The sequence below is a fragment of the Azorhizophilus paspali genome, assembly GCF_043587585.2.
Taxonomy (GTDB): Bacteria; Pseudomonadota; Gammaproteobacteria; order Pseudomonadales; family Pseudomonadaceae; genus Azotobacter; species Azotobacter paspali.
On sequence record NZ_CP171449.1, the window covers coordinates 2,118,629 to 2,141,292 of the forward strand.

Consider the following 22,664-nt stretch of genomic DNA (forward strand, 5'->3'; position numbering starts at 1 on the left):
AGTCTGGGTCGTGGACAGTGATTCATGAACGAACGGCACGGGGCCGGAATTATTTACGTCAATCATGCTGATCGCCTCGGGTCAGGTGTCGCCCATACCAGGGCCGACGTGGCACTCGGTCCTCAAGGCGTTCGGCCTCCTCTTCGTCGGCGAACACGATGCGCAAGGCAAGCTTCATGGTTTCCATGTCCAGCTCGCCGCCATCGCCCCGGTTGCTGCGTCCCCAGGCACCACAGCCGGCCCGCGCTGGTCCCAGCCAGGGCTCGGCGACGCGCACCCAGGGCCCCGGCGCAAACCAGGGCACGCCATCGATCGTCTTGCGAACCACCTGGCCGGGATGTGTCTGTTCGTGGGCCAGGAACCAGTCCTCGATGCGATCGTCGATCCAGCCATGAAAGGACCAGAAAACCGGATCGACATGGGAAGAGAACGGATCGCCCAGGTAATCGTTGCCAGGACGGTACCAATGCTCGGCGAAATCCGCCGAACCACGTCCAAAGGGCATCGGTAACCCGCTGTTGGGATCGCGTGGTATCGATGCCCAGCGCATGTGCAGCCAGTCGTGGATGCCCAGTTCGATGCGCGATCCCAGCTCGCCCAGACACAGGGTGCTGAGGTACTCCGGATCCCGGTACTGTGCCTCCCAGGCCTGGAAGGCACCGTAGTAGCCTTCGCTGCTCTTGATGTAGTACAGCCACCGGTTGAAGCTCTCGTCTCCCTCGACTTCCCACGCCGGCGGCACGGAAAAACCATCGAGGTTGGCCATGTAATCCACGAAGGCCTGGATCCCGTGGCCAATGTAGGGCCTGGGGGGCGGCAGGCTTATCCAGGAGCGTAGATCCTGCATGGCACGCGCACGTATCAGCATGTCCCGGTGCATGAACAGGAAATCCTCTCCCGAACCGTTACGGTGCCGATGCTTGCCCCGTGCATCGCGCTCCTTGCCGAGCGGGCCGGCTTGCCAGCCGAGCGCCCGCAACCCCTGGCGTTGCGTCGATTCGAGTTGATGCCAGCGATCGCGGCAGGCGTGCCACACCTGATGGAACAGGCGATGCCCGGGCGATACCAGCCAGGCTTTCAGCTCCGGGGCATAGGACAGCCGTTCGCGGGATGCCGTGAATGGTCGTCGAACGGCGACGAACGAGGCTTCCTGCGTCGAAAGCCCAGCCTGGACACCCGACCTGTGTAGGCGGCCGCTCAGCGTCGCCTTGCCGCCGCCGGTGCTCCATGCGCCCCAGATCTCGTCGAAGATCGCCCTGCACTCCAGCGAGCGCCCTTGGTTGTCCAGCATCCGCAAATTCAGGAACGGCGCCTTGTCGCCGCTGAGGCGTCCAAAGACCTGCAGGATGTCTCCGGCATAGGGCGGCGCCCCCAGGTAACCGCGCAACGCCCGCCCACCAGGACCGATATCCAGAAGCAGTTGCAACTCCCCAACCGGGATCTCGGGAAAGTCCTGGCGCCCGGCGATGAAACGCATGTCCCATACACCCACCAGCCGATTGGCCAGCAAAGCGTCCGGCAACACGGGTACGGGTGTATCCGGCTCGTCGGACGACAGCTCTGCAGCTTCCGACTCTTTCCATTTGCGATGGGTGTACACCCCTGCGGACAGGGTCGCTGCCGCTGCCAACCCCGCCACGAATCCCCTTCGAGAAAACTTCATTCTTCGCTCGCTATCCAGCTATTCCTGCGAGAACGAATGCCAGGGGCCCGAATTTATGCATGCCCCATTCTGCGCAGACCTCTAACCAGACCTGCTCGGAGCTGCCCCCTCAACGCTAAATCCTCCCCTCGCCTGCTCGTCTTCCCAACGAAATCGGCCGGGCATCCGGCCGGCCAATACCATCAATTCTGGGAGCCCCATGAGCACTCGTCGTACCGTCCGGAAATGGCTACTCCTGAGCATCCTGTCGCTGATCGCCGTGGCGGCGGTCGCCTTACTGGTCTGGTGGCTTTTCATTCGTCAGTCCTTGCCCTATTCGCGCGATGTCATGCGCAAGGCCAATGACTTGCAGGAAAGGATCCTGTCCTTCGACGCCCATATCGATCTTCCCCTGGAATACGGAAGCGAGGGTATGGAAGCCGACCGCGACGGTCGCACGCAGTTCGATCTGGTCAAGGCCGCTCGTGGCCGCCTGAGCGGAGCGGCGCTCACCCTCTGGGCCTGGCCGGAGTTCTGGATCGGCCCCAACGCTCCGCACCGGCCGACACCCGGTTTCGTCGAGGCGGCGCGACATGAACAAGAGGCCCGCTACCGGATCATCACCGGCATCGCCCGCGACTATCCCGAACGGGCCGGCATCGCTTATAGCCCTGCCGATTTCCGCCGTCTGGCCCACGAGGGCAAATTCGCCATCGTCATCAGCATGCTCAACGCCTATCCGCTGGGCGACGAGGTCTCGCGGCTGGACGACTGGGCCGCACGTGGCATGCGCATCTTCGGCTTCAACTATGTGGCCAACAACGCCTGGTCGGACTCCTCCCGCCCCATGCCCTTCTATGGCGACTCGCCCGACGAGCATGGCGGCCTCTCCGAGTTGGGACGACAGGCCGTGAGACGCCTGAACGATCTGGGCGTGGTCATCGATGTCTCACAGATGTCCAGCCGCGCCCTCGAACAGGTCGCCGATCTCAGCCGCGCCCCGATCATTGCTTCGCACTCAGGCATACGCGGCCTGGTGGACATACAGCGCAATCTAACCGACCGGGAGCTGCGTCTGATCCAGAAGACCGGCGGTGTGGTTCATATCGCCGGCTTCTCTTCCTACCTGCGTCCCTTCTCCAAGGAAACCCTCGCCAAGGTCAACGCCATGCGCACAGGCTTCGGCCTGCCGGATGTCGAGAACCTCTCCCAGGCCAGCATGCCGGCCGATCCGGTGTTCTCGATCTGGCCTGAGAAGCGCTTCGGCGAGTACGCCAGCCAGCTCTACGCCATTCTCGAAACCGATCCACGGGCGGGCCTGAAGGAATTCGGCGATGCCGTCGACTATGCCGTGAAGAAGATCGGCATCGACCACGTCGGCATCAGTTCCGACTTCAACGATGGCGGCGGTGTGATCGGTTGGGAGAACGTTGGCGACGCCCGTAACGTCACCGCCGAACTCATTCAGCGTGGCTACTCGGACGAGGACATCGCCAAGCTGTGGGGCGGTAACTTCCTGCGAGTATGGGAGCAAGTGCAGAACGCCGGTAGGCAGAGCCACGGCGACATCACGACATCTCCATCTCAAGAAACGCCCACTCAAAGGAGTACAGCGCAATGAGTCGTTCATCTCTGTCGATCACCTTCTCATCCGTTTTCCTGTACTTCGTGGGCGGGGCAAACGCAAGTGAAACGGAATACTTGGCAGGCACGGTTTTCAAAGACTGTGAGCGCTGCCCTGAAATGGTCGTTTTACCCGCTGGCGAGTTCATCATGGGCTCCTCCGGCGTGGAGGCTGGCCACCAACCGGATGAAAGCCCGCAGCACAAGGTGACATTCGAACACCCGTTCGCCATCAGCCGTTTTTACGTCACCGCGGCCGAATGGGACGCCTATGCCCAGGAAACCAATGTGAAGCTGAAAGATGGCGACACTCGCCCCGGAAGAGAATGCCTCGCGGGCAAACCCCGCTATCCTCAAGGTCCGCGACAACCCGCTGTGTGTGTCGATTACAACGACACGAAAGGCTATATTGACTGGCTGGCGCGCAAAACAGGCCAGCCCTATCGGATGATCAGCGAGGCCGAGCGCGAATATGCAGCCCGAGCGGGTAGCACCGGCCCATTCCCATATCCGGTCGACGAAACAACTTTCAACATCAGCCGTCACGCGAATACCATCGGTTCTGCAGACGGGTTCGAATTCACCTCTCCCGTCAACAGTTTCCCACCCAACGCCTTCGGGGTTTATGACACCCACGGCAATGTCTGGGAATGGGTCGCCGATTGCCTGAACCCGGATTATCAGGGGGCTCCGACAGACGGCAGCGCCTGGATGCAAGGAGATTGCTCCAGCCACATTATCCGGGGCAATGACTGGATTTCCATTCCTGTTTTTTCTCGCTCAGCCAATCGCAACTCACGTCATTTCAAAGATCGGGGCGACTGGATAGGTTTTCGAGTAGCCAAGCCTCTTTCCACTGCAAAACAGGTGGAGAGAAAGGAATGAGCATTTACAAACCCAAAGAGGAATCAAGCAAGAAGAATATTTTCCAAATCACGAAACGCCTCGCATGCTCTATTGGGTCAGGATCGATAGTTGCGGTCAGGATACTTCCAGCCCTTTACTGCGTTACTACACTCTTGACGGCTACCCAGGCAACTGCGGCACCAGTGCCTGGTAGCGTATTCAAAGACTGTCCAGAATGCCCGGAGATGGTAGTACTGCCTGCCGGCAGTTTCATCATGGGTACCCCGGAAGGCGAACTGGGTAGGCAACCGGACGAGGGGCCGCAGCACAAGGTGACCTTCGCCAAGCCCTTCGCCATCAGCCGCTTTCACGTCACGGCGAAAGAGCTGAACGCCTACATCAAGCAAACCAGCGTGGTCATCAAGAGTGGCGACGAGCGCCCCGGTCGCTGGTGCGAGGCAAGCAAGCCCAGCTATCCGCAAGGTCCCCGTCAACCGGCGGTCTGCATCGACTATCACGAAGTTCAGGCCTATACCGAGTGGCTATCGAAGAAAACCGGTAAGCGCTATCGCATGGTCAGCGAAGCGGAGCGCGAATACGCTGCCCGTGCCGGTTCCACGGGCCCCTTCCCGTTCCCGTTCGACAAGGAGGGGGAATACCAGATTAATAAGCACGCTAATACTTATGGTCCCAAGGATGGCTACAGCTACAGCTCCCCGGTCGGCAGCTACCCACCCAATGCCTTCGGCGTCTACGACATGCACGGCAACGTCTACGAATGGGTCGCCGACTGCAAGCATCCCGACTATGTCGGTGCACCAACCGACGGTAGCGCCTGGATAGATGACGAAAACTGCGAGCGGGCTCACATGCGTGGCAACGACTGGGGCGAATCACCGATCTTTTCTCGTTCGGGCAATAGAAACGACAGGCCGAAAACCATTCGCGGAGACTTCTTGGGGTTCAGGGTAGTACACGATCTGTGACACAGTCCTCCGAAACAACCTATCAAAACGAAATCGCCATGAATAACATATTGTTCAGCATATCTCTGAATGAATACTCCCAAGCCACCATTCACGAAGATAGTGAAGGCCAGAAACAGTTGCGGGTTACCGGTCTGGCACCGGTGAACTACCAAGAGCAGGCCGAACGCATCCTGCTCGGCCCCTTGTCTGCTAGCTTCCCTCCTCAGGCGCTGCTGGCGTTGCTGGGCAGTCGCTTTAGCCGCAGCAAGAAATGCGCACGTCTGATGTTAGAAGTCGTTGCCAACCGCGCCTTCGCCATTCACGCAACGCGGCTGGGCGTCATCGATGGTTTCAGTGAGCTCCAGCCCGGCATCTTTGAATTGCAATGCAAGCGCCAGACCTTCTGGCAGAACCCTTTACCCTGGCTTACTGCCCCCTTTAGCGGCTATACAGCGCCGGATTGGTGCTTCAGCGGCGAAAAACGGCACCCGCGGCGACCGCCCATCTCAAGTGGTGAGGTGTACCGTCGCTACCTACCTGGTCTCAATGCTAGTTTCAGTCTACGCACTGTGAATCTGGACCGTGACCTACAGGCCTTCAACAAGTGGATGAACCTGGAGCAAATCGCCTATTTCTGGGAGCAGACTGGCACTCAGGAAGAACATGCTGCCTATCTAGCGGAGTTGTTCGAAGACCCACGAGTACACCCTTTGATCGGCTGTTTCGATGACGAGCCATTCGCCTACTTCGAGGTGTACTGGTGCAAGGAAGACCGCATTGCTCCCTATTACGACGTGCACGACTATGATCGCGGCTGGCATGTGGCTATTGGCGAAAGCAAACATCAAAGTGTGGGCAAATTAAAAGCTTGGTTTCAATCATTAATGCACTATATTTTTCTCGATGACCTGAGAACTCAGCGAATTCTAGGAGAGCCTCGCATCGATCATGGCCGTCAAATCGATTTTCTCAAATCTCAAGGTTATGGTCATCTGAAGAGTATTCAGCTACCGCATAAACAAGCCGCACTACTACGTTTAGAGCGAGAAACTTTTTTTGATACACATCGTTTGTGATCTGTATGGAAATTTTTATGTCGCCTCAATGGCGATATAAATTGTTGCGTCTATATGAATAAAAATTAGTAGAAATATTAATTTAAAACCGCATGTGGATGGCTGGCTTATGTTGAAGACTGATCAAGTACCTGCTTCGCTGTGGCTAAATTCTAAGGTTTCTGATGAATATTTTAAAGACAAAAAGAAATTTTATTTTTTTGCGGTACTTGTTGTTTTTTTAGTTTCATGCTCTTCTTTTTTAAATGTATGGGTGTATACACAGTGGTTATTTTCTTATGAGTTTGGCCTCATCAAGCGAGGCTTGCCAGGTGAGCTGTTACGCCAACTTAACGTAACCCACCTATAAATTTATTAAATTATTCTCTCTCGTCATTAGTGTCGTAATGGTGACTTTGTTCTCGCTTTTCTATTATAGGGTTATTTCGTGCTATCGCCGTCACACTGGAGCCTTATTTATAGCGTTATTTTTACTTTTGCATCCAGCTACTACTCAGCATTTTATATATGAAATAGCCAGATTTGATAATATTATTTATATTTTGACATTGGTCTGTATTTCGTTGCCTTTTAAAGCTTCGGCAGGTGCAGGTATATCTTATATATCATTTTTTTATAATTTCAGGCTTAGTGCATGAGGCTAGTATTTTTATTATACTTCCATTGCTTTTAGGTGTTTGGAGCTTTCTGCATAGATCAGATTGGTGTGTGAAATATGCTTTATATGTGGTGTTTGTGTTTGGGGTTGCTATTGTAGAAACAATTTATATTTCTACAAAAGGGCTGGATGAGATTATAGATCACTCTGAATACTATTCTAAATTACTATCTATAGATAACCATGCATATTTTGATGCAGTCTTAGTACTCTACCGTAGCTTAGGCGATAACTTGTCACTCACGTTCAATAATACTATCGATTTCTACAATGTACAACGACATTTGATAATGCTGGCTGGCCTCATTCCTAGCTTTATTATTTTTAAAAGGCTTTATGTGGTAACTTTGCAGGCTGTCGGAATTCAGTCTTTTGAGTTTGTTCTACTGATGCTTTCGCTGTCTCCTTTGTTGTTATACCCGCTTGGATATGATCAATTGAGATGGTGGTCCATGGCAATTGCAAATCTCTCTATATCCATTGTAATCATTATCATATATAATACTGAGTTAGCTGAGAAACTAATGGATTATTTTTTTTGAAGAAAAATGGTTTATTGTGTTTACCATAGCGCTTGGGATCGTGTTGGGCCCATTGAGTGTTCTCGACTCTTTTATAAAGCTGCGTTTTTTATTGATGAAGTGCATGACTTATTGGGTATCTAAAAGATCTACTTTCGAGATGGGGACGCTCCATGAGCCATTCAATTACCCATATCTACGAACGGTCCCTATGAGCTTGTGACAAGAGGTCGCCCCATGATTTATTGGAGGCATAGCCAAGACTGGACAAATACCAAGGCGGCCTACCGCGTCCTTTCTAACACGGCAGTAGACGAGGCGCGGATTCTGGCCGGGAATTTCCAGGCGACACGTATTCGCGCTGCTGTCGTCGACGGTCCCCTGCTGGTCCTTCAGGATACTGCAGGCGCACCCCAAGCAGATCGACACTCTTACCACCGTTCCCAGCCGGAAAACGGAAAACCGATAGTCACAGACCTATTACATACGCTCTGTGGCCTGCAGATGCATTCCAGACTGGTCGTCATGCCAGGCTGCGTTGCTGGCGAAAGTCGTGCTCGTACCGCAGCAGTTGTTCCAGGAAGTCGCCGAAGCTCAAGTCGTCCTTGACCGCCTGCTGGGCCAACAGTGGGTAATGATTGACGAGCGCCTGGCTCAGCTCGGCGATGCGCGCGTGTTGCGGGTTCATGCGCAGGTCTCCCGGATCGACCCGTAGACCGACAGCGGATGCTGCAACGACATGCGGTATGGGTCTTGTCCAGCAACGGCCCCCAGGCCCGCCGCAGAGCTTGCGGGGAAGATGTGTGCGCCCAGCATGGGCACGGTCTTGGAGGTGAAAGTCCTCCCGCGAGCTGACCACAGCGAGCGAAGTGAAGCACAGCTGCGTGAGGGTGACCGAGCGTGGGGAGGAAGTGTGGAGCGAAACCGTGAGCCGATGAACAAGAACCAGATATGAGGCGCGGCCAATCAAGGCGAGCAGACACATCACTGCGAAGCTTTTGTGGTCAAGGAGAAGTCGCGTAGATCAGGCGGTTGTGCGGGGAAGGACCGCGTTCTTACCTGGGGAGATCTCGCCTTACGCCTGAAAGGGCGACGGCCATTTGGCCGGAGCGAGAAGTCAGCAGAGGCCGTAGTAGTCGAACTATCGACAAAGGGCCGAACGAGAAGGAGAGCTGGACGTTATGGCACTCGGATATGAACCGCCCCGGGTTTCCCGGAGGCTCCAACTCTTGAGAGGATGGAGCCATGAAGACAGCAACGAAGTATTCCCCTGAAGTCCGGCAGCGGGCGGTTCGTATGGTGCTCGAGCATCAGGACGAGCACGAGTCGCAGTGGGCGGCGATCAATTCCATCGCTGCGAAGATCGGCTGCACAGCCGAGACGCTGCGCCGCTGGGTGAGACAGGCCGAGCGCGATACTGGACTGCGTGAGGGACAGACGACGCCAGAGCGTGAACGGATCAAGGCGCTCGAGCGGGAGGTGCGTGAGCTGCGCCAAGCCAACGAGATCCTGCGCAAGGCCTCAGCCTATTTTGCCCAGGCGGAGCTCGACCGCCGCTTCAAGCGATGAAGGCATTCATCGATGAGCACCGCGAGCTTTACGGGGTCGAGCCGATCTGCAAGGTATTGCCGATCGCCCCATCGACGTACCGCCAACATGCCGCTCGGCGCACCGAGCCCAGCCGGCTATCGCTCCGTGCGCAGCGTGACGGGCATCTGCGCAGGCATATCCAGCGGGTCTGGGAGGAGAACTTCCAGGTCTACGGGGCACGCAAGATCTGGCGGCAGTTGCGGCGCGAAGGCATTGCCGTGGCCCGCTGCACGGTGGAACGCCTGATGCGGCAGATGAGGCTGCACGGCGCGGTACGCGGCAAGCCGGTCAAGACTACGGTCAGCGACAAGGCTGCGTCCTGTCCGCTGGACCGGGTGAATCGGCAGTTCCGAGCCGAGCGTCCGAACGCGCTGTGGGTGTCGGACTTCACGTATGTCTCCACTTGGCAGGGCTTCGTCTATGTCGCTTTTGTCATCGACGTGTTCGCCCGGCGCATCGTCGGCTGGAGGGTGTCCAGCTCGGCCCTTACCGAGTTCGTGCTGGATGCGCTGGATCAGGCCCTGTATGTACGTCGACCCGCCAGCCACGCTGGGCTGATCCACCATAGCGATCGCGGGGTGCAGTACGTATCGATCCGCTATACCGAGCGCCTGGCCGAGGCTGGTATCGAGCCGTCCGTAGGTAGCGTGGGCGACTCTTATGACAATGCCCTGGCCGAGACCATCAACGGACTCTACAAGGCCGAGGTGATCCATCGCCAGTCCTGGAAGAACCGCGAGGCGGTGGAACTGGCCACGCAGGCCTGGGTGGACTGGTTCAACCACCGGCGGCGGCTGGAGCCGATCGGCAACGTACCTCCGGCCGAGGCCGAAGCGGCTTATTATCGCCAACTCGACGAGTCCGCCATGGTGGCGTGACTCACACCAATGAGCCTCCGGAATTCCCGGGGCGGTTCACCTCAAGGGGGGCCACTCTCACCTCTCCTGGCCAACGTGCTGCTGGACGAAGTAGACCGGGCACTACAGCAGCGAGGACACCGCTTTGCCCGTTACGCCGACGACTGCAACGTCTACGTCCGCAGTCGGAAGGCTGGCGAGCGAGTACTCCGCTCCATGCGGTGCCTCTATGCGAAACTGCATCTCAAGGTGAACGAAACCAAAACCAAGGTTGGATCAGTCTTTGGCCGTAACTTCCTCGGCTATTGCCTCAGGCGATGGACGGGAGACACGGTGAAGATTGCGGTATCCCCCGAGGCACTGGAGACGTTCAAGCAATGCATCAGGCTCATCACTCGGCGCGTCGGCGGTCGCAACATGGCCCAGGTCGCAGAACAGCTTCGCGCCTATCTGCCGGGTTGGAAGTCCTACTTCCGGCTTGCGCAGACACCGAAGGTGTTCAGGGATCTGGACTCGTGGCTACGCCGACGACTCAGGGCAATCCAGCTCAAACACTGGCGAACGAGGACGACGATCTACAAGTCCCTTCGCCGTCTTGGGCAACCCATGAGCTGGCGAGTCTTGCTGCTGGGGTTGGTGGCAGAGGGTGGCATTGCAGTCTGTCGGAGATTCACCGTGTCCTTGTCGAGTTCCATGACAGCGCCGGCAAGATGGAGGGGGCAGCCTTCCTCCAGTCTGTGGTCGAAGTCTTCCCTATCGGATCCATACCGTGCTCACCGATAACGGAATGGCCTTCGCCGATTTGCTCAAGAACCGCTAAGGCCCTAGCCGCCCGCACATCTTCGACCGCGTCTGTATCGCCCATGACATCAAGCATCCTACCAAGTCATTTACGAAGCCTGGATCAAGGCCCCATCGATCTTCAAAGTCAACCCGCACCACCTCATTCCGGGACCAAACATCTAATGAGGAAACAGGCATGCACTGCCTGTTTCAATCCAGTAGCTATATTGTGCTTAGCTCTTGCAATCGCCCTCTTTTCTAACTTATTTAGAGTTTCCTTAAAAATCCCAACGTGTTGTTAGCATCATATTGCGAGGCTCGCCATAGGTTTTGGTGGCTATACCAGTCCACCGCTCCCCATAGTTAGAGTAGTAATACTTATCAAACAAATTATTAACATTGAGTGTGGCCGAGAGATTATTAGTGATCTGATATCTCCCCATCAGGTTGACTAACCAGTAGGCTTCATTCTTGAATTGATGTTCATTACCCAGAGCATCCGTACCATCCCGCCAGGTCGTACCTTGGTAACTACCGCCACCCCCGATGGTCATTTTACTCAATCTGCCAGGTAGCCGGTAGGTCGTATAGAGTTTGAACTGGTTTTCCGGCTCCTGAGTCGTCAGCTTCTCGTTGGTTTCATCCTCTCGAATGACCTGATGAGTAAAGCCTGCCTGGATATTCCAGCCGGGCATCAATTCGCCACTAACCTCTAGTTCGATACCCTTGGTCTTGGCTTTCTTTGCCTCATATATGCTGTCGTTTCGTTCGCTATTCCAACCCACATACTCGGCACGGTTGTCCTGGCGGATTTCGAAATAGGCTAGGCTGGCATTCAGCCGGCCATTGAACCATTCGCCCTTGAGTCCACCTTCATAGCTATCGCCTTCGTCCGGATCGAGTACGGCATAACTTTCATCCCGAGCACTTTGCGGCCGGAATATCTTGGTGTAGCTGGCATACAGCGAAAAATTGTCGTTCAGGTCGTAGGTAATACCCGCGAAAGGAACCACTTCGCCCGTTTCGCGCATATTGCTGTCGCCACCCCGGCGATAATTGGTCACCCGACCACCCAGAATCACAGCGAGGTCATCGGTCAGGCTGAAGCGGCTACTGGCGTAGTAGGCACGTTGGTCGATGCGATCTTCGGCACGGTAAAGGATGCCGCCCCAGTCTGGTCGCTCTGCACGTCCATTCCACTCCCAGATATTATCGACAGGTACTCTAATAACATTGTGTCCTGATCCCTTGAGATGGTTATGATAGCCGCTGACCCCCACGGCTAGTTCGTGGGTACGGCCGAATAACTCGAAAGGACCACGGGCATAAGCCTCCAATGCCTGACTTCTCGTTTTGTTCCTGAATTGGCCACTAAGCAATTCGGAGCTGCCAGTATCACCATTTGGGGTATATTTAATGCTTCCCAAGTTTCCATCGGATGCGTTTCTCTGGAAAGTGTAATAGACTCGACCGCTCCAGCCATTATCGAACTCATGGTCCAGTTGGGTAAAGAAGGCATGACTGAATTGCTCGGCACGGCTCCAACTTGCGCCAGGATTGAAAGACCGGGATATATTAACTTCATTGTTATGGCTATCAAAAAAAGGTGTTCCGCCCCAACTGCTACCAGTCGGTATTGTCTTGTCGTAGTTGCCACCGAATGTCAGCATCGTCTTGGGGAACAAATCCACTTCCAAGATGCCATATAGTGCTCGCCTCTGCTCCTTGAAATGATCCATATAGGATTGTTGATCCTGGAAGGCGGTAGCAAAACGACCGCGAATACTCCCACTTTCGACTAAGGGACCACCCACATCCCATTCGGTACGGTAGTTATCCCAGCGACCATATTCGGCCGTGGCGTGTCCGGAAAACTCACGGGTAGGTTTCTTGCGCACAAGGTTGATGGTGGCACCAGGACTACCCGCTCCAGTGGTCAAACCACTAGCCCCCTTGATGACCTCCACGCGGTCGTATTGGATCATATCGCTTGTGGTCTCGCCCATGAAATTGACGCCATCAGACAAGATAGGGATACCGTCGTATTGGAAGTTTCGAATCTCGTAGCCACGGGCATAGTAATAGGATCGAAAGTTATCTGAGCCGTGTCGCGTGACGCCTGGCGTATGATCCATCACCTTGCTGATATTGGTGAGATTGAAGTCGTCCATATGCTGGCGAGTGACGACCGTGACGGTCTGCGGTGTCTCGCGAGGTGTCAGCACCAGTCTGGTAGCAGTAGCGATAGTGCCGGGCGTATAGGATTTAGTATTTTCTGTAATGGTGCCGAGAGCATTGTCTTCCACGGTCATGGCATTCAAGGTCATAGTAGCAGACTCTCCATTTCTGAAAAGCGTAATAACATTGCCTTGTAAGGTATAACCAATACCTGTCCCCTTCAATAGCCCTTCCAAAGCACTTAAAGGGGGAAGCTGTCCCTTGATTTCATTGCTGCGCAGGTCTCTAAGCATTTCATAGCTATATAGTAGCTGCATGTTCGATTGAGTGCCAAATGCCTGAAGGGCAGAGGATAGAGGCTGTGCAGGAACATTAAAGATTACTTCCTGGGCCTGTATTTGCACTGAGAGTGGAAGTGTTATGGCCACTGTTAGTATGGCGGCGGCCCTGGGTATAAAAAAATGGCGCATCAGCAGTGCTTTGGCCAAGGGGGACAATTCAGCTTGTGAGGGCATCGTTTGGGCTCACTAAAGGGTGACACGTAGAAGATATCCATTAGACGTATCTGCCAATAAAATCCGGAATAATTTCTTTGCAAGCCATGGTGCTTAGAAGATTGCCTTTGGGAAGGTCATATACTCCGTATTCAGTCAGCGCTCTCCCTACATAATGGGCACATGGGTCGTGGCAGTATCGCCAAGGAGGCTTGCCTTGCCTCCTACTGGTAATCTGAGCCAGAAATTTGTATGAGCTGATCAGGAGCAAGCAATCTTGCTGAGAGAGTTATTCAAGCTGCAGGAGCTTGCCATGGCCGCCCCTCGTGCCGTATCGATCACGCTGTCTAATTACACTGTCGTCCGGCGCTCGACGGCCCAAGCTGGCCATGCGGGCATAAATCGTACTGGCCTACACCGAGATGGATACCGCTTGGCTTACCCTCTTAACACCATTAGGCGATTCGATATTATCAAGTTGGGCTTCGGTCAACAGCTTTTCTAGCAAACTGCTCTCCAGTTCAAAATTCTTCAGCCGCTTGGCGCCCGGCACTATCATGTCACTGAACGTGGGGTATCGAGTGTAGAACCAAGCATCGCTGAAACCCACCATTCCTTCATTGCCACTCGGTTTCAGCTTGTTTGAGATAAATCTACTCTTCAGTAAAAATTTTCCATCGCTGTCTCTTGTTTGAAGCAATTAATTCTACCAAGTTCAGAGTACTACTGAAACCGTGGAACAGGTTATCCTCATACCACTTATAAGATCAGCCTCGCTATAGCAGATCACACAGAGATGAAATAAAGCTTGATTCCTGCAGAATTTGATAGTGATTAGTTTTCAAAAAAAACTCCAGCTTGGGTTTTTTTTGAATCATCCTATATAGTTGCTGACTTTCAAATTCCCGGCCTTTAATCCACCAACAGTGAGGGGTAGTAGTTATCTTGGGAAGCGCCCCAAAGCCTTGCATCAGCAAGCTCATTTGTCTATGTACGCGAAATGCATCGGCCAGCTCTTTTATATTTAATCCAAGATGAATTTTATGGTGACCTATCAAAAACTGTATTGTCTGAAGGACGTTTTGCGGGGTTTCAGGCAAGTCATCTAGTAAGTTGTGATTGTTGGCATTGCTGGCACTGTTCGTGACGACAGTTTTTATAAAGTCATAAAGCTCTTCTTGCCAGCCTCGACTCTTGCTTTTATTTCTGGCTGTCACAAAGCTGTCTACCAGTCCTAAAAAACTAACCTGCTGCCCTTGACGCTCTAACTCTTGAGCTATCAGAATACTCAAGGCCCCCCCTAAAGACCAGCCTAATAGATAGTATGGGCCTTCCTTTTGTTGCTCTCGAATAAGCGAGGTATAATTTTCGACCATTGAGTTCGGTGTTTTATCTATCCAGCCCGAGTCAAGCAGCATACGTGATTGGATACCTATCACAGTACGACGACCATTTAATCGTTGAGCTAATGATTTATAATCAAAAACAGTTCCAAATCCACCGTGAACACAAAACAAAGGAGGAGTATTATATGTTTTTTTATTCAACACCAATAAGCGATTACTGTTATTGTTAAGCATGTCTGAAATAGTTGGCTTCTTCATCAGATCTTGCAGGGTTGAATCGAAGCTGTAGTCTTTCAACGCTTTCAATTTAGACACTAACTGAACAGCGATGATAGAGTCGCCACCTAGCTCGAAGAAGTTGTCGGTCAGGCCCACCCGCTCGACCTTGAGCACCTCGGCCCAGATCGCCGCGATCCGCTGTTCCAGTTCGCTCGCTGGGGCCACGTAGGTCCGCTGCAGCAGGCTGGCGTCCGGCCGCGGCAGCGCCTTGCGATCCAGCTTGCCGTTGGGGGTCAGCGGCAGCCGTTCGAGGAACACCAAGTGCGCCGGCACCATGTAGTCCGGCAGCGCCGCCCCGAGGTGCGCCTTCAGTTCGCCGCGCAGGCCGGTTTGGCGTTCGTCGCCGTCCAGCATCGCCGGTTCATCGGGCACCAGGTAGGCGGCCAGTTGCTTGCCGTTCGGCCCGTCGACGTCGATCACCACCGACTCGCGCACGGCTCCGTGCTGCTGGAGCCGGGCCTCGATCTCGCCCAGCTCGATGCGGAAGCCGCGGATCTTCACCTGGTGGTCGATCCGGCCCAGGTACTCGATCACCCCGTCGGTCCGGTAGCGGGCCAGGTCGCCGGTGCGGTACAGGCGCCCGCCGCCCTGCGCGCTGTCGTCGAACGGGTCGGGGACGAAGCGTTCGGCGGTCAGGCCCGGACGATGCCAGTAGCCCTCGCCCACACAGTCCCCGCCGATATGCAGTTCCCCCGCCTGCCCGAGGGCGACCGGCCCGGCCGAGCCGTCGAGGACATAGGCGCTGACCCCGGGCAGCGGCCGCCCGATCGGCAGGGCGCTCAGCCCCGGCACCGCGCTTCCCGGCGTCGCCCGGGCGATCACCACGTCCGTGCATTCGGTCGGACCGTAGGTGTTGTGGATCGAGACGTTCGCCGCCTGGGGCGACTCCAGCCACTCCGCCAGTTCTCCTGGCTGGATGGCCTCGCCCCCCAGGAGGACGTGTTTCAGGCTGGCCAGTTCGGCGCGATCGCCCTGCAACAGGGGGTAGAAGGCACCCGGGGCGCAGTTGAGCACGCTCAGCCGGTGCTTTCCGATCTGCCGGCGATGGCTGTCCGGGTCGTAGCCCGCCGGGGCGATGTGCAGTTGCCCTCCCACGCACAGCACGCCGTACAGGTTCTTCTGGGTCAGGTCGAAGCTGTAGGAGCTGAGCAGCAGCACCCGGTCGTCCGCGGTCAGTTCGCAGGCGGCCCGGTACCAGTGCAACAGGTTGACGAAGCTGCCGATTCGCACCGCCGCGCCCTTCGGTCTGCCGGTGGAGCCGGAGGTGTAGATCACGTAGGCCAGGTTCTGCGGCGCTGTCCGGTTGACCGGGTTTTCCTGCGGATAGTCCTCCAGCCAGTCGTCGCCCGGCTCCAGGAATAGGCTCTGCACCCCGTCGGCTGGCGGCAGTCGGTCCTGCAGGTGCCGCTGGGTCAGTAGCAAGCCGACGCCGCTGTCCCCGATCATGTACGCCAGCCGCTCCTCCGGATACTCCGGGTCCAGCGGCACATAGGCTCCACCGGCCTTGAGGATCGCCAGCAAGCCCACCACCATCTCGACGCCCCGCTCCACCGCGATGCCCACCGGCACGTCCGGACCCACGCCCAGTTCGACCAACCGGTGCGCCAGGCGGTTGGCTCTCCCGTTCAGCTCCCCGTAGCTCATTTCCTGTTCGCCAAACACCAGGGCCACCGCCTCCGGGGTCCTCCCCACCTGCTCCTCGATCAACTGGTGCACGCCGCGCTCGCTCGGGTAGCGGGCCTCGCTCCGGCTCCAATCGTGGACGATCCGCCGGTATTCCTCCGGGGCCAGCAACGGCAGTTCGCCGATGGCGGCTTGGGCATCGCTGGCCAGGCCTTGCAGCAGCCGGGCGAAATGCCCGGCGATCCGTTCGATGCCCGCCGCGTCGAAATGCCCGCGGTCGTAGCTGTAGTGCACTGTCAATGTCTCGCCCAGACCGATGCCCAGGGTCAGCGGGTAGTTGGTCTGTTCCTGGGTGGTTACCCGCTCGAATACCAAGCCCTCGGGCGCGCCCTGCTGCAACGCCTCGGCGATCGGGTAGTTCTCGAACACCAGCAGGCTGTCGAACAGCGCCTCGCCGCCCAGCCCGGCCCAGCGCTGGATCTCGTACAGCGGCGTGTGTTCGTGTTCGCGCAGGCCCAGGTTCTGCGCCTGGACCTGACCGAGCCATTCGTCCACGCGCTGTTCCGCCCGGGGGCTGGCGATCACCGGCAGGGTGTTGATGAACAGGCCCAGTTGCCCTTCCACGCCCTGCAGCTCGGCCGGACGTCCCGCCACGGTGGCGCCGAAGCACACCGTCGTCTGCCCGCTGTAGCGCTGCAGCAACAGCAGCCAGGCCGCCTGCACCAGGGTGTTGACCGTCACCCGCTGGGCCCGGGCGAACTCACTGAGATGACGAGTCTGCTGGCTGTCGAGGAGCTGGACATGCTCCCCATATCCTTCTCCCGCCCGGCCATCGGCCCGCCTGATCGAATCCGCCAGCCGGGTCGGCTCTTCCAGGGAACCGAGCTGCTCCCGCCAGAAGGCTTCGCTGGCGGCCCGGTCCTGCCGGCCCAGCCAGGCGATGTAGTCGCGGTAGCGCAGGCCCGGGTGCCCGATGGGTTTGCCCGTATAGGCCTGCAGCACCTCGCCCTGCAGTTGCGAGCCGCTCCAGCCGTCCAGCAGGATGTGGTGGTTGGTGTAGATCAGGTGGTGGCGGTTCTCCCCGGTGCGGATCACCGCCAGCCGCAGCAGCGGCTCGCGCTCCAGGTCGAAGCCCCGTTGCCGGTCCGCCTGCGCCCAGGTATCCAGGCTGTCCTGCAGTTGCGGCTGGCCACGCCAGTCCAGTTCGACACAGGGCATCGACATCCGTCTGCGGATCACCTGCAGCGGGCGTCCGTCCACCTCGACGAAGCTGGCCCTGAGCACCTCGTGCCGGTCGACCACCGCCTGCCAGGCGGCCCTGAAGCGTGCGACGTCCAGCCCTTGCACATCCACCCGCATCTGGTTGATGTAGTGGCCGGCCTCGTGCTCCAGCAGGCTGTGGAACAGCATGCCCTGCTGCATCGGCGACAGCGGGTAGATATCCTTGATTTCCCCTGCGGGTACTGGCAGCGCATCCAGTTGCTCCTGGCTCAAGCCGGCCAGCGGGACGTCCGAGGGCGTCACGCCGCGGTGTTCCGCTTGCCCGCAGTGTTCGATCAGCGCCTCGAGTTCCCGGGCGTAGGCGTCGGCCAGGCGCTGGATCGTCGCCTCGGCGAAGCGTTCCCGGCTGAAGGTCCAGGTCAGCCTCAGTTCGCCCCCATAAACCTGGCCGTTGATCGACAGCCAGTTACCCAGCGGGGCGTCCGGGCTTTGCTCGGCGCCGGCGCTTTCGCCCGCGGGGACCAGCAGGGTATTTTCTTCGTTTCGATCGAAGCTGCCGTCGAATTGGCCCAGGTAGTTGAAGGTGACGCGCGGTACCGGCAGTCCGGCCAGGCGTTGCCGGGTCGGCTCGTCGCCCAGGTAACGCAGGATACCGAAGCCGATGCCCTTGTTCGGGATGGCCCGCAACTGCTCCTTGATCGCCTTGATCGAGCCGTCCAGCGTTTCGGCCGGACACAGCTTCACCGGATACGCACTGGTGAACCAGCCCACCGTGCGGGTCAGGTCGATATCGTCGAACAGGTCCTCGCGCCCATGGCCTTCCAGTTGCACCAGGGCGGCGGCTTGGCTCGTCCAGCGGCAGATCACCCGGGCCAGGGCGGTCAGCAGCAGGTCGTTGACCTGGGTGCGGTAGGCGGCCGGCGCCTCCTGCAGCAGGCAGCGTGTCCAGTCACGGTCCAGGTGGGTAGTTGCATGCGCTGCATATTTGTTCTGCAGGCCACCGGCAGGGTTGTCGCAGGGCAGTTCGCCGGCGACACCTTCGAGTTGCTCCCGCCAGTGGGCCAGTTCCCGTTGCCCGGCTTCGCTGATCGCATAGCCTTGCAGGTGCTCCACCCAGGCCTTGGTCGAGCTGGTCTTGCTTGGCAGGCTGACTGGCTGTCCCTGCTCCAGTTGCCTATAGGCCGTCTGCAAGTCTTCCAGCAGGATCCGCCAGGACACGCCGTCCACCACCAGGTGATGGATCGCCAGCAACAGGCGTTGGCTGCCGTCAGCGAGTTCGGCCAGTACTCCCCGCAACAAGGGGCCTTCTTGCAGGTTCAGGCTGCGCTGGGCTTCGTTGCCCAGCTGTTCCAGCTCCTCCGCGGAGCACAGTTCGGCCTGCCAGAGCACGGACTGCTGTCCGCTGGCTGGGCGGTAGCGGGCGCTCCAGTGGCCCGCCGGGTCTTCGACGAACGCCAGACGCAGGGCATCGTGATGGTCGATCAGGGCCTGCACGGCCTGTTCGAGCAGGGCACCGTCCAAGGGCCTGCCCGGCCTGAGCAGCAGCGACTGGTTCCAGTGGTGCCGCTCGGGGATGGCCTCTTCGAAGAAGTACCGCTGGATCGGCAGCAGCGCGGTTTCTCCGCTGAGCGGGCCCTGGTCGATACGCACACCGCTTTCGTCACCTAGACGGGCCACCGTAGCCAGTCCCTGCACCGTCTGGTGCTGGAACAGGTCCTTGGGCGTGAAGCGGATACCGGCTTGCCGGGCCCGGCTGACCACCTGCAGGGAAATGATCGAGTCGCCGCCCAGCTCGAAGAAGTTGTCGGTCAGGCCCACCCGCTCGACCTTGAGCACCTCGGCCCAGATCGCCGCGATCCGTTGTTCCAGTTCGCTCGCCGGGGCCATGTAGGCCTGTTGCAGCAGGCTGGCGTCCGGCCGGGGCAGCGCCTTGCGGTCCAGCTTGCCGTTGGGGGTCAGCGGCAGCCGTTCGAGGAACAGCAGGTGCGCCGGCACCATGTAGTCCGGCAGTGCTGCTCCGAGGTGTGCTTTCAGTTCGCCGCGCAGGCCGGTTTGGCGTTCGTCGCCCTCCAGCATCGCCGGGTCATCGGGCACCAGGTAGGCGGCCAGTTGCTTGCCGCCCGCCCCGTCGATGTCGATCACCACCGCCTCGCGCACTGCTTCATGCTGCTGCAGCCGGGCCTCGATCTCGCCCAGCTCGATACGGAAGCCGCGGATCTTCACCTGGTGGTCGATACGGCCCTGGTACTCGATCACCCCGTCGGCCCGGTAGCGGGCCAGGTCGCCGGTGCGGTACAGGCGCCCGCCGCCCTGCTCGCTGTCGTCGAATGGATCGGGGACGAAGCGTTCGGCGGTTAAGGCTGGGCGATTCAGGTAACTCCGGGCGAGCCCCTCTCCGCCAATGAACAATTCACCAAGCACGTTCAGCGGCTTCATGGCCATATCATCGGCCAGCACATAAGCCGATCGTCTGCCCACACATTGGCCAATCGGCGCATAGGTGGTTCCGCAGCTATCGCCTGCCCTGGCTTTCCATACGAGCGGGGTCACGACGGTTTCGGTCGGACCATAGCCGTTGATCGTCAGACTGGGCTTCAAGGCATGCTGGATCAGTTCGAAACCCGCCTTGGGCATGACGTCGCCGCCATAACTGTACAACCGGACAGGCGGAGGATTTCCCACCTGCTTGCCATATTCGGCCAGCTGCTGAATATAGGCGGAGGGGAACCCGGCCATGGTCACGCCATGGCTGCGAATCGCTTCGTAGGTCTGTTCAACGGACCACAGCTCATCTCCCCGCAGGAGTAGACGTCCCCCCTGTATCAAGGTCGTCAACCAGCGCTCGTGAGCACCGTCGAAAGCGAACGACAGGAAATGCAGTTCGCAATCGGCTTCCGTCATCTCATACCACTCGCCGGTAGCCAGGCAGTGCATGGCTAGAGGACCGTGGGCGACAGCCACACCCTTAGGCTGCCCAGTAGAACCCGATGTGTAGATTACATAGGCTAAGTTCTCCGCCGACAATGCTACTTGCGGTGCCGAGTCGGGATACCCCTGCAAGTCATCGATCCGATTCACGGCCAGGGCCGACAGACCATCGGGGAGCGGCAACTGGTCCAGCAAGCCGCCTTGGGTCAGCACCAAGGCAGCAGCACTGTCTTTCATCATGTACAGCAGACGGTCCGACGGATACTTCAGGTCCAGCGGCACATAGGCACCTCCAGCCTTCAGCACGGCCAGGAACGCCACCATGATTTCGGGCGAGCGGTGCATGGCGACTGCCACTCTGGTTTCAGGCTTTACACCCAGTTCGATCAGCCGGTGCGCTAGGCGGTTGGCCTGGGCGTCGAGTTGCCGATAAGTGAGTCGCTGCTCGTCGCAAGTCACCGCCAGTGCTTCCGGTGTTTTTCCAGCCCTATCCTCGATCAACAAATGTACGCACTGGGTAGCTGGATAATCGGCCTGAGTCTGGTCCCATCGATCCAGGATGAATCGATGTTCCGCCTCGCTCAGCAGGGGAAGCTCGCCGATCCGTCGTTGTGGCTGTTCCACGATACCGTGCAACAGGTTGAGCCAGTGCCCGACCATGCGTTCGATAGTCGTTTCGTCGAACAGGTCGGTGGCATAGGTCAACGAGGCCCAGAGGCCCGTTTCGGACTCGGAAGTATTCAGGGTCAGATCGAAATGGGTGACATGGCTCTCCCATGCCAGCCCTTCCACGCTGAGTCCGGGCAGGGTCCGCGCCTCGCCCTTCGCCGCCGTTTGGTGGTTGTACATCACCTGGAACAACGGGCTGTGGCTCAGGCTACGCTCCGGCTGCAGGGCCTCCACCAGTTGCTCGAACGGCAAGTCCTGGTTCGCTTGGGCCTCCAGGGCGGTCCGTTTCACCTGGCGCAGCAGCTCGACGAAGGTGGTGTGCAGCTCGAATTCGGCCTTCAGCACCTGGGTGTTGACGAAGAAGCCGATCAGCCCTTCCGTTTCCGCCCGGGTGCGGTTGGCGATCGGCACGCCCACCCGGATGTCGTCCTGCCCGCTGTAGCGGTGCAGCAGGCTCTGGAAGCTGGCCAGCAACAGCATGAACAGGGTCACGCCCTCCCGCCGGGCCAGCTCCCGCAGGGAGCGGGCCAGTTCGCCGTCGAGTTCGACGGCCAGCTGGGCTCCGGCATAGGTCTGCACGGCCGGGCGCGGCCGGTCGCCGGGTAACTCCAGCACCGGCTGTTCGCCGCCCAGTTGCGCGGTCCAGTAGGCCAGTTGCCGGTCCCGTTCGCCGGCCTCCATCCACTGGCGCTGCCAGAGGGCGTAGTCGGCGTACTGGACCGGCAACTCCGGCAACGTCACTTCGTGTCCCTGGCTGTAGCCCTCGTACAGGCGGACCAGCTCATCCACCATGAGCGGGCTGGACCAGCCATCCGAGACGATGTGGTGCAGGGTCAGCACGAGCACGTGGTCGTCCTCCTCCAGGCGCAGCAGCTTCACCCGCAGCAGCGGGCCCCGCTCCAGGTCAAACAGGCGTTGGACCTCGGCTTCCACCTGAACCCGGAGCCGCTCGTCCAGGCCGGTGGCGGCATCCGCCGGCAGCGGCTCCTGCTCGAACCAGAGGCTGCCGTTGGGGTGGATGACCTGGAGCGTTCGCTCGCCGTCCTGGCGGAAGGTGGTGCGCAGGGACTCGTGGCGCCGGATCAGGGCCTCGAAGCTGCGCCGTAGGGCCTCGATGTCCAGGGCGCCTTTCAGGCGTAGCGCCGCCGGGATGTGGTAGGCGGCGCTTTCGGGTTCCAATTGCCAGAGGAACCATTGGCGTTGCTGGGAGTAGGAAAGAATGGGCTGCTCTCCAGGCTCCCTCTTGAAGATGGGAGTGACTCCGTAGAGATTCACACCTTGTCGCTTGAGCAAGGCCGCCAGTGCCTTGCGTTCCTTGGGGGACAATGACTTTACGGAGTCGAGCAGCTCTTGCACCGGGAT

At 58.2% G+C, this 22,664-nt stretch carries 10 protein-coding genes, 2 pseudogenes and 1 other annotated feature; of the genes and pseudogenes, 8 read left to right on the top strand and 4 right to left on the bottom strand.

Going from position 1 to position 22,664, the window contains the following annotated elements:
• Positions 1-58: 58 nt before the first annotated feature.
• Positions 59-1,663 carry a pyoverdine maturation tyrosinase PvdP gene (gene pvdP, locus ACGI6K_RS10390; protein WP_376946726.1) on the bottom strand — a complete coding sequence of 535 codons (1,605 nt, stop codon included), beginning with the start codon at positions 1,661-1,663 and terminating at the stop codon, positions 59-61.
• A 199-nt stretch (positions 1,664-1,862) separates the two neighbouring features.
• On the opposite strand from pvdP, the gene ACGI6K_RS10395 reads away from it, so the two are divergent.
• The 5 genes from ACGI6K_RS10395 (at position 1,863) to ACGI6K_RS10415 (ending at position 7,355) form a co-directional block, all read left to right on the top strand.
• On the top strand, positions 1,863-3,263 hold the full coding sequence (locus ACGI6K_RS10395; RefSeq protein WP_376946728.1) for a dipeptidase: 1,401 nt from the start codon (positions 1,863-1,865) through the stop codon (positions 3,261-3,263).
• On the top strand, positions 3,260-4,150 hold the full coding sequence (locus ACGI6K_RS10400) for a formylglycine-generating enzyme family protein (RefSeq protein WP_376946730.1): 891 nt from the start codon (positions 3,260-3,262) through the stop codon (positions 4,148-4,150). Before ACGI6K_RS10395 ends, ACGI6K_RS10400 begins: the two co-directional genes overlap by 4 nt.
• Positions 4,151-4,251: 101 nt before the next feature.
• Positions 4,252-5,097, top strand: a complete 846-nt coding sequence (gene pvdO, locus ACGI6K_RS10405) for a dihydropyoverdine dehydrogenase (protein ID WP_376946742.1) — start codon at positions 4,252-4,254, stop codon at positions 5,095-5,097.
• Positions 5,098-5,135: 38 nt separating this feature from the next.
• Entirely contained in the window at positions 5,136-6,155 is a 1,020-nt protein-coding gene (locus tag ACGI6K_RS10410; protein ID WP_376946732.1) for a GNAT family N-acetyltransferase, read from the top strand.
• 708 nt (positions 6,156-6,863) lie between these two features.
• On the top strand, positions 6,864-7,355 hold the full coding sequence (locus tag ACGI6K_RS10415; protein ID WP_394543876.1) for a hypothetical protein: 492 nt from the start codon (positions 6,864-6,866) through the stop codon (positions 7,353-7,355).
• A gap of 502 nt (positions 7,356-7,857) precedes the next feature.
• On the opposite strand, the gene ACGI6K_RS10420 is transcribed toward ACGI6K_RS10415, so the two are convergent.
• Positions 7,858-8,022 (bottom strand): hypothetical protein, encoded by a 165-nt coding sequence (locus tag ACGI6K_RS10420; protein WP_376946738.1) that lies wholly within the window; start codon positions 8,020-8,022, stop codon positions 7,858-7,860.
• Between the two features lie 557 nt (positions 8,023-8,579).
• Between ACGI6K_RS10420 and ACGI6K_RS10425 the strand changes: the two genes are divergently transcribed.
• From ACGI6K_RS10425 to ACGI6K_RS10435, 3 genes and pseudogenes are all read left to right on the top strand, one after another.
• A protein-coding gene (locus tag ACGI6K_RS10425; RefSeq protein WP_377968566.1) for an IS3 family transposase occupies positions 8,580-9,802 on the top strand; the annotation gives its coding sequence in 2 pieces (ribosomal slippage) (positions 8,580-8,865 and positions 8,865-9,802; 1,224 coding nt in all).
• Positions 8,858-8,974: a sequence feature (AL1L pseudoknot), on the top strand. (Overlaps the previous gene by 117 nt.)
• Positions 9,803-9,811: 9 nt before the next feature.
• Positions 9,812-10,315, top strand: a pseudogene (locus ACGI6K_RS10430) (reverse transcriptase domain-containing protein); the annotation flags it as partial.
• 149 nt (positions 10,316-10,464) lie between these two features.
• A pseudogene (locus ACGI6K_RS10435) lies at positions 10,465-10,747 on the top strand (IS481 family transposase); the annotation flags it as partial.
• A 95-nt stretch (positions 10,748-10,842) separates the two neighbouring features.
• Here ACGI6K_RS10435 and ACGI6K_RS10440 read toward each other — a convergent pair.
• Together ACGI6K_RS10440 and ACGI6K_RS10445 are read right to left on the bottom strand one after the other, a co-directional pair.
• Entirely contained in the window at positions 10,843-13,257 is a 2,415-nt protein-coding gene (locus ACGI6K_RS10440; protein WP_376949687.1) for a TonB-dependent siderophore receptor, read from the bottom strand.
• Positions 13,258-14,012: 755 nt separating this feature from the next.
• Positions 14,013-22,658 carry an amino acid adenylation domain-containing protein gene (locus ACGI6K_RS10445; RefSeq protein ID WP_394543879.1) on the bottom strand — a complete coding sequence of 2,882 codons (8,646 nt, stop codon included), beginning with the start codon at positions 22,656-22,658 and terminating at the stop codon, positions 14,013-14,015.
• Positions 22,659-22,664: the final 6 nt, after the last annotated feature.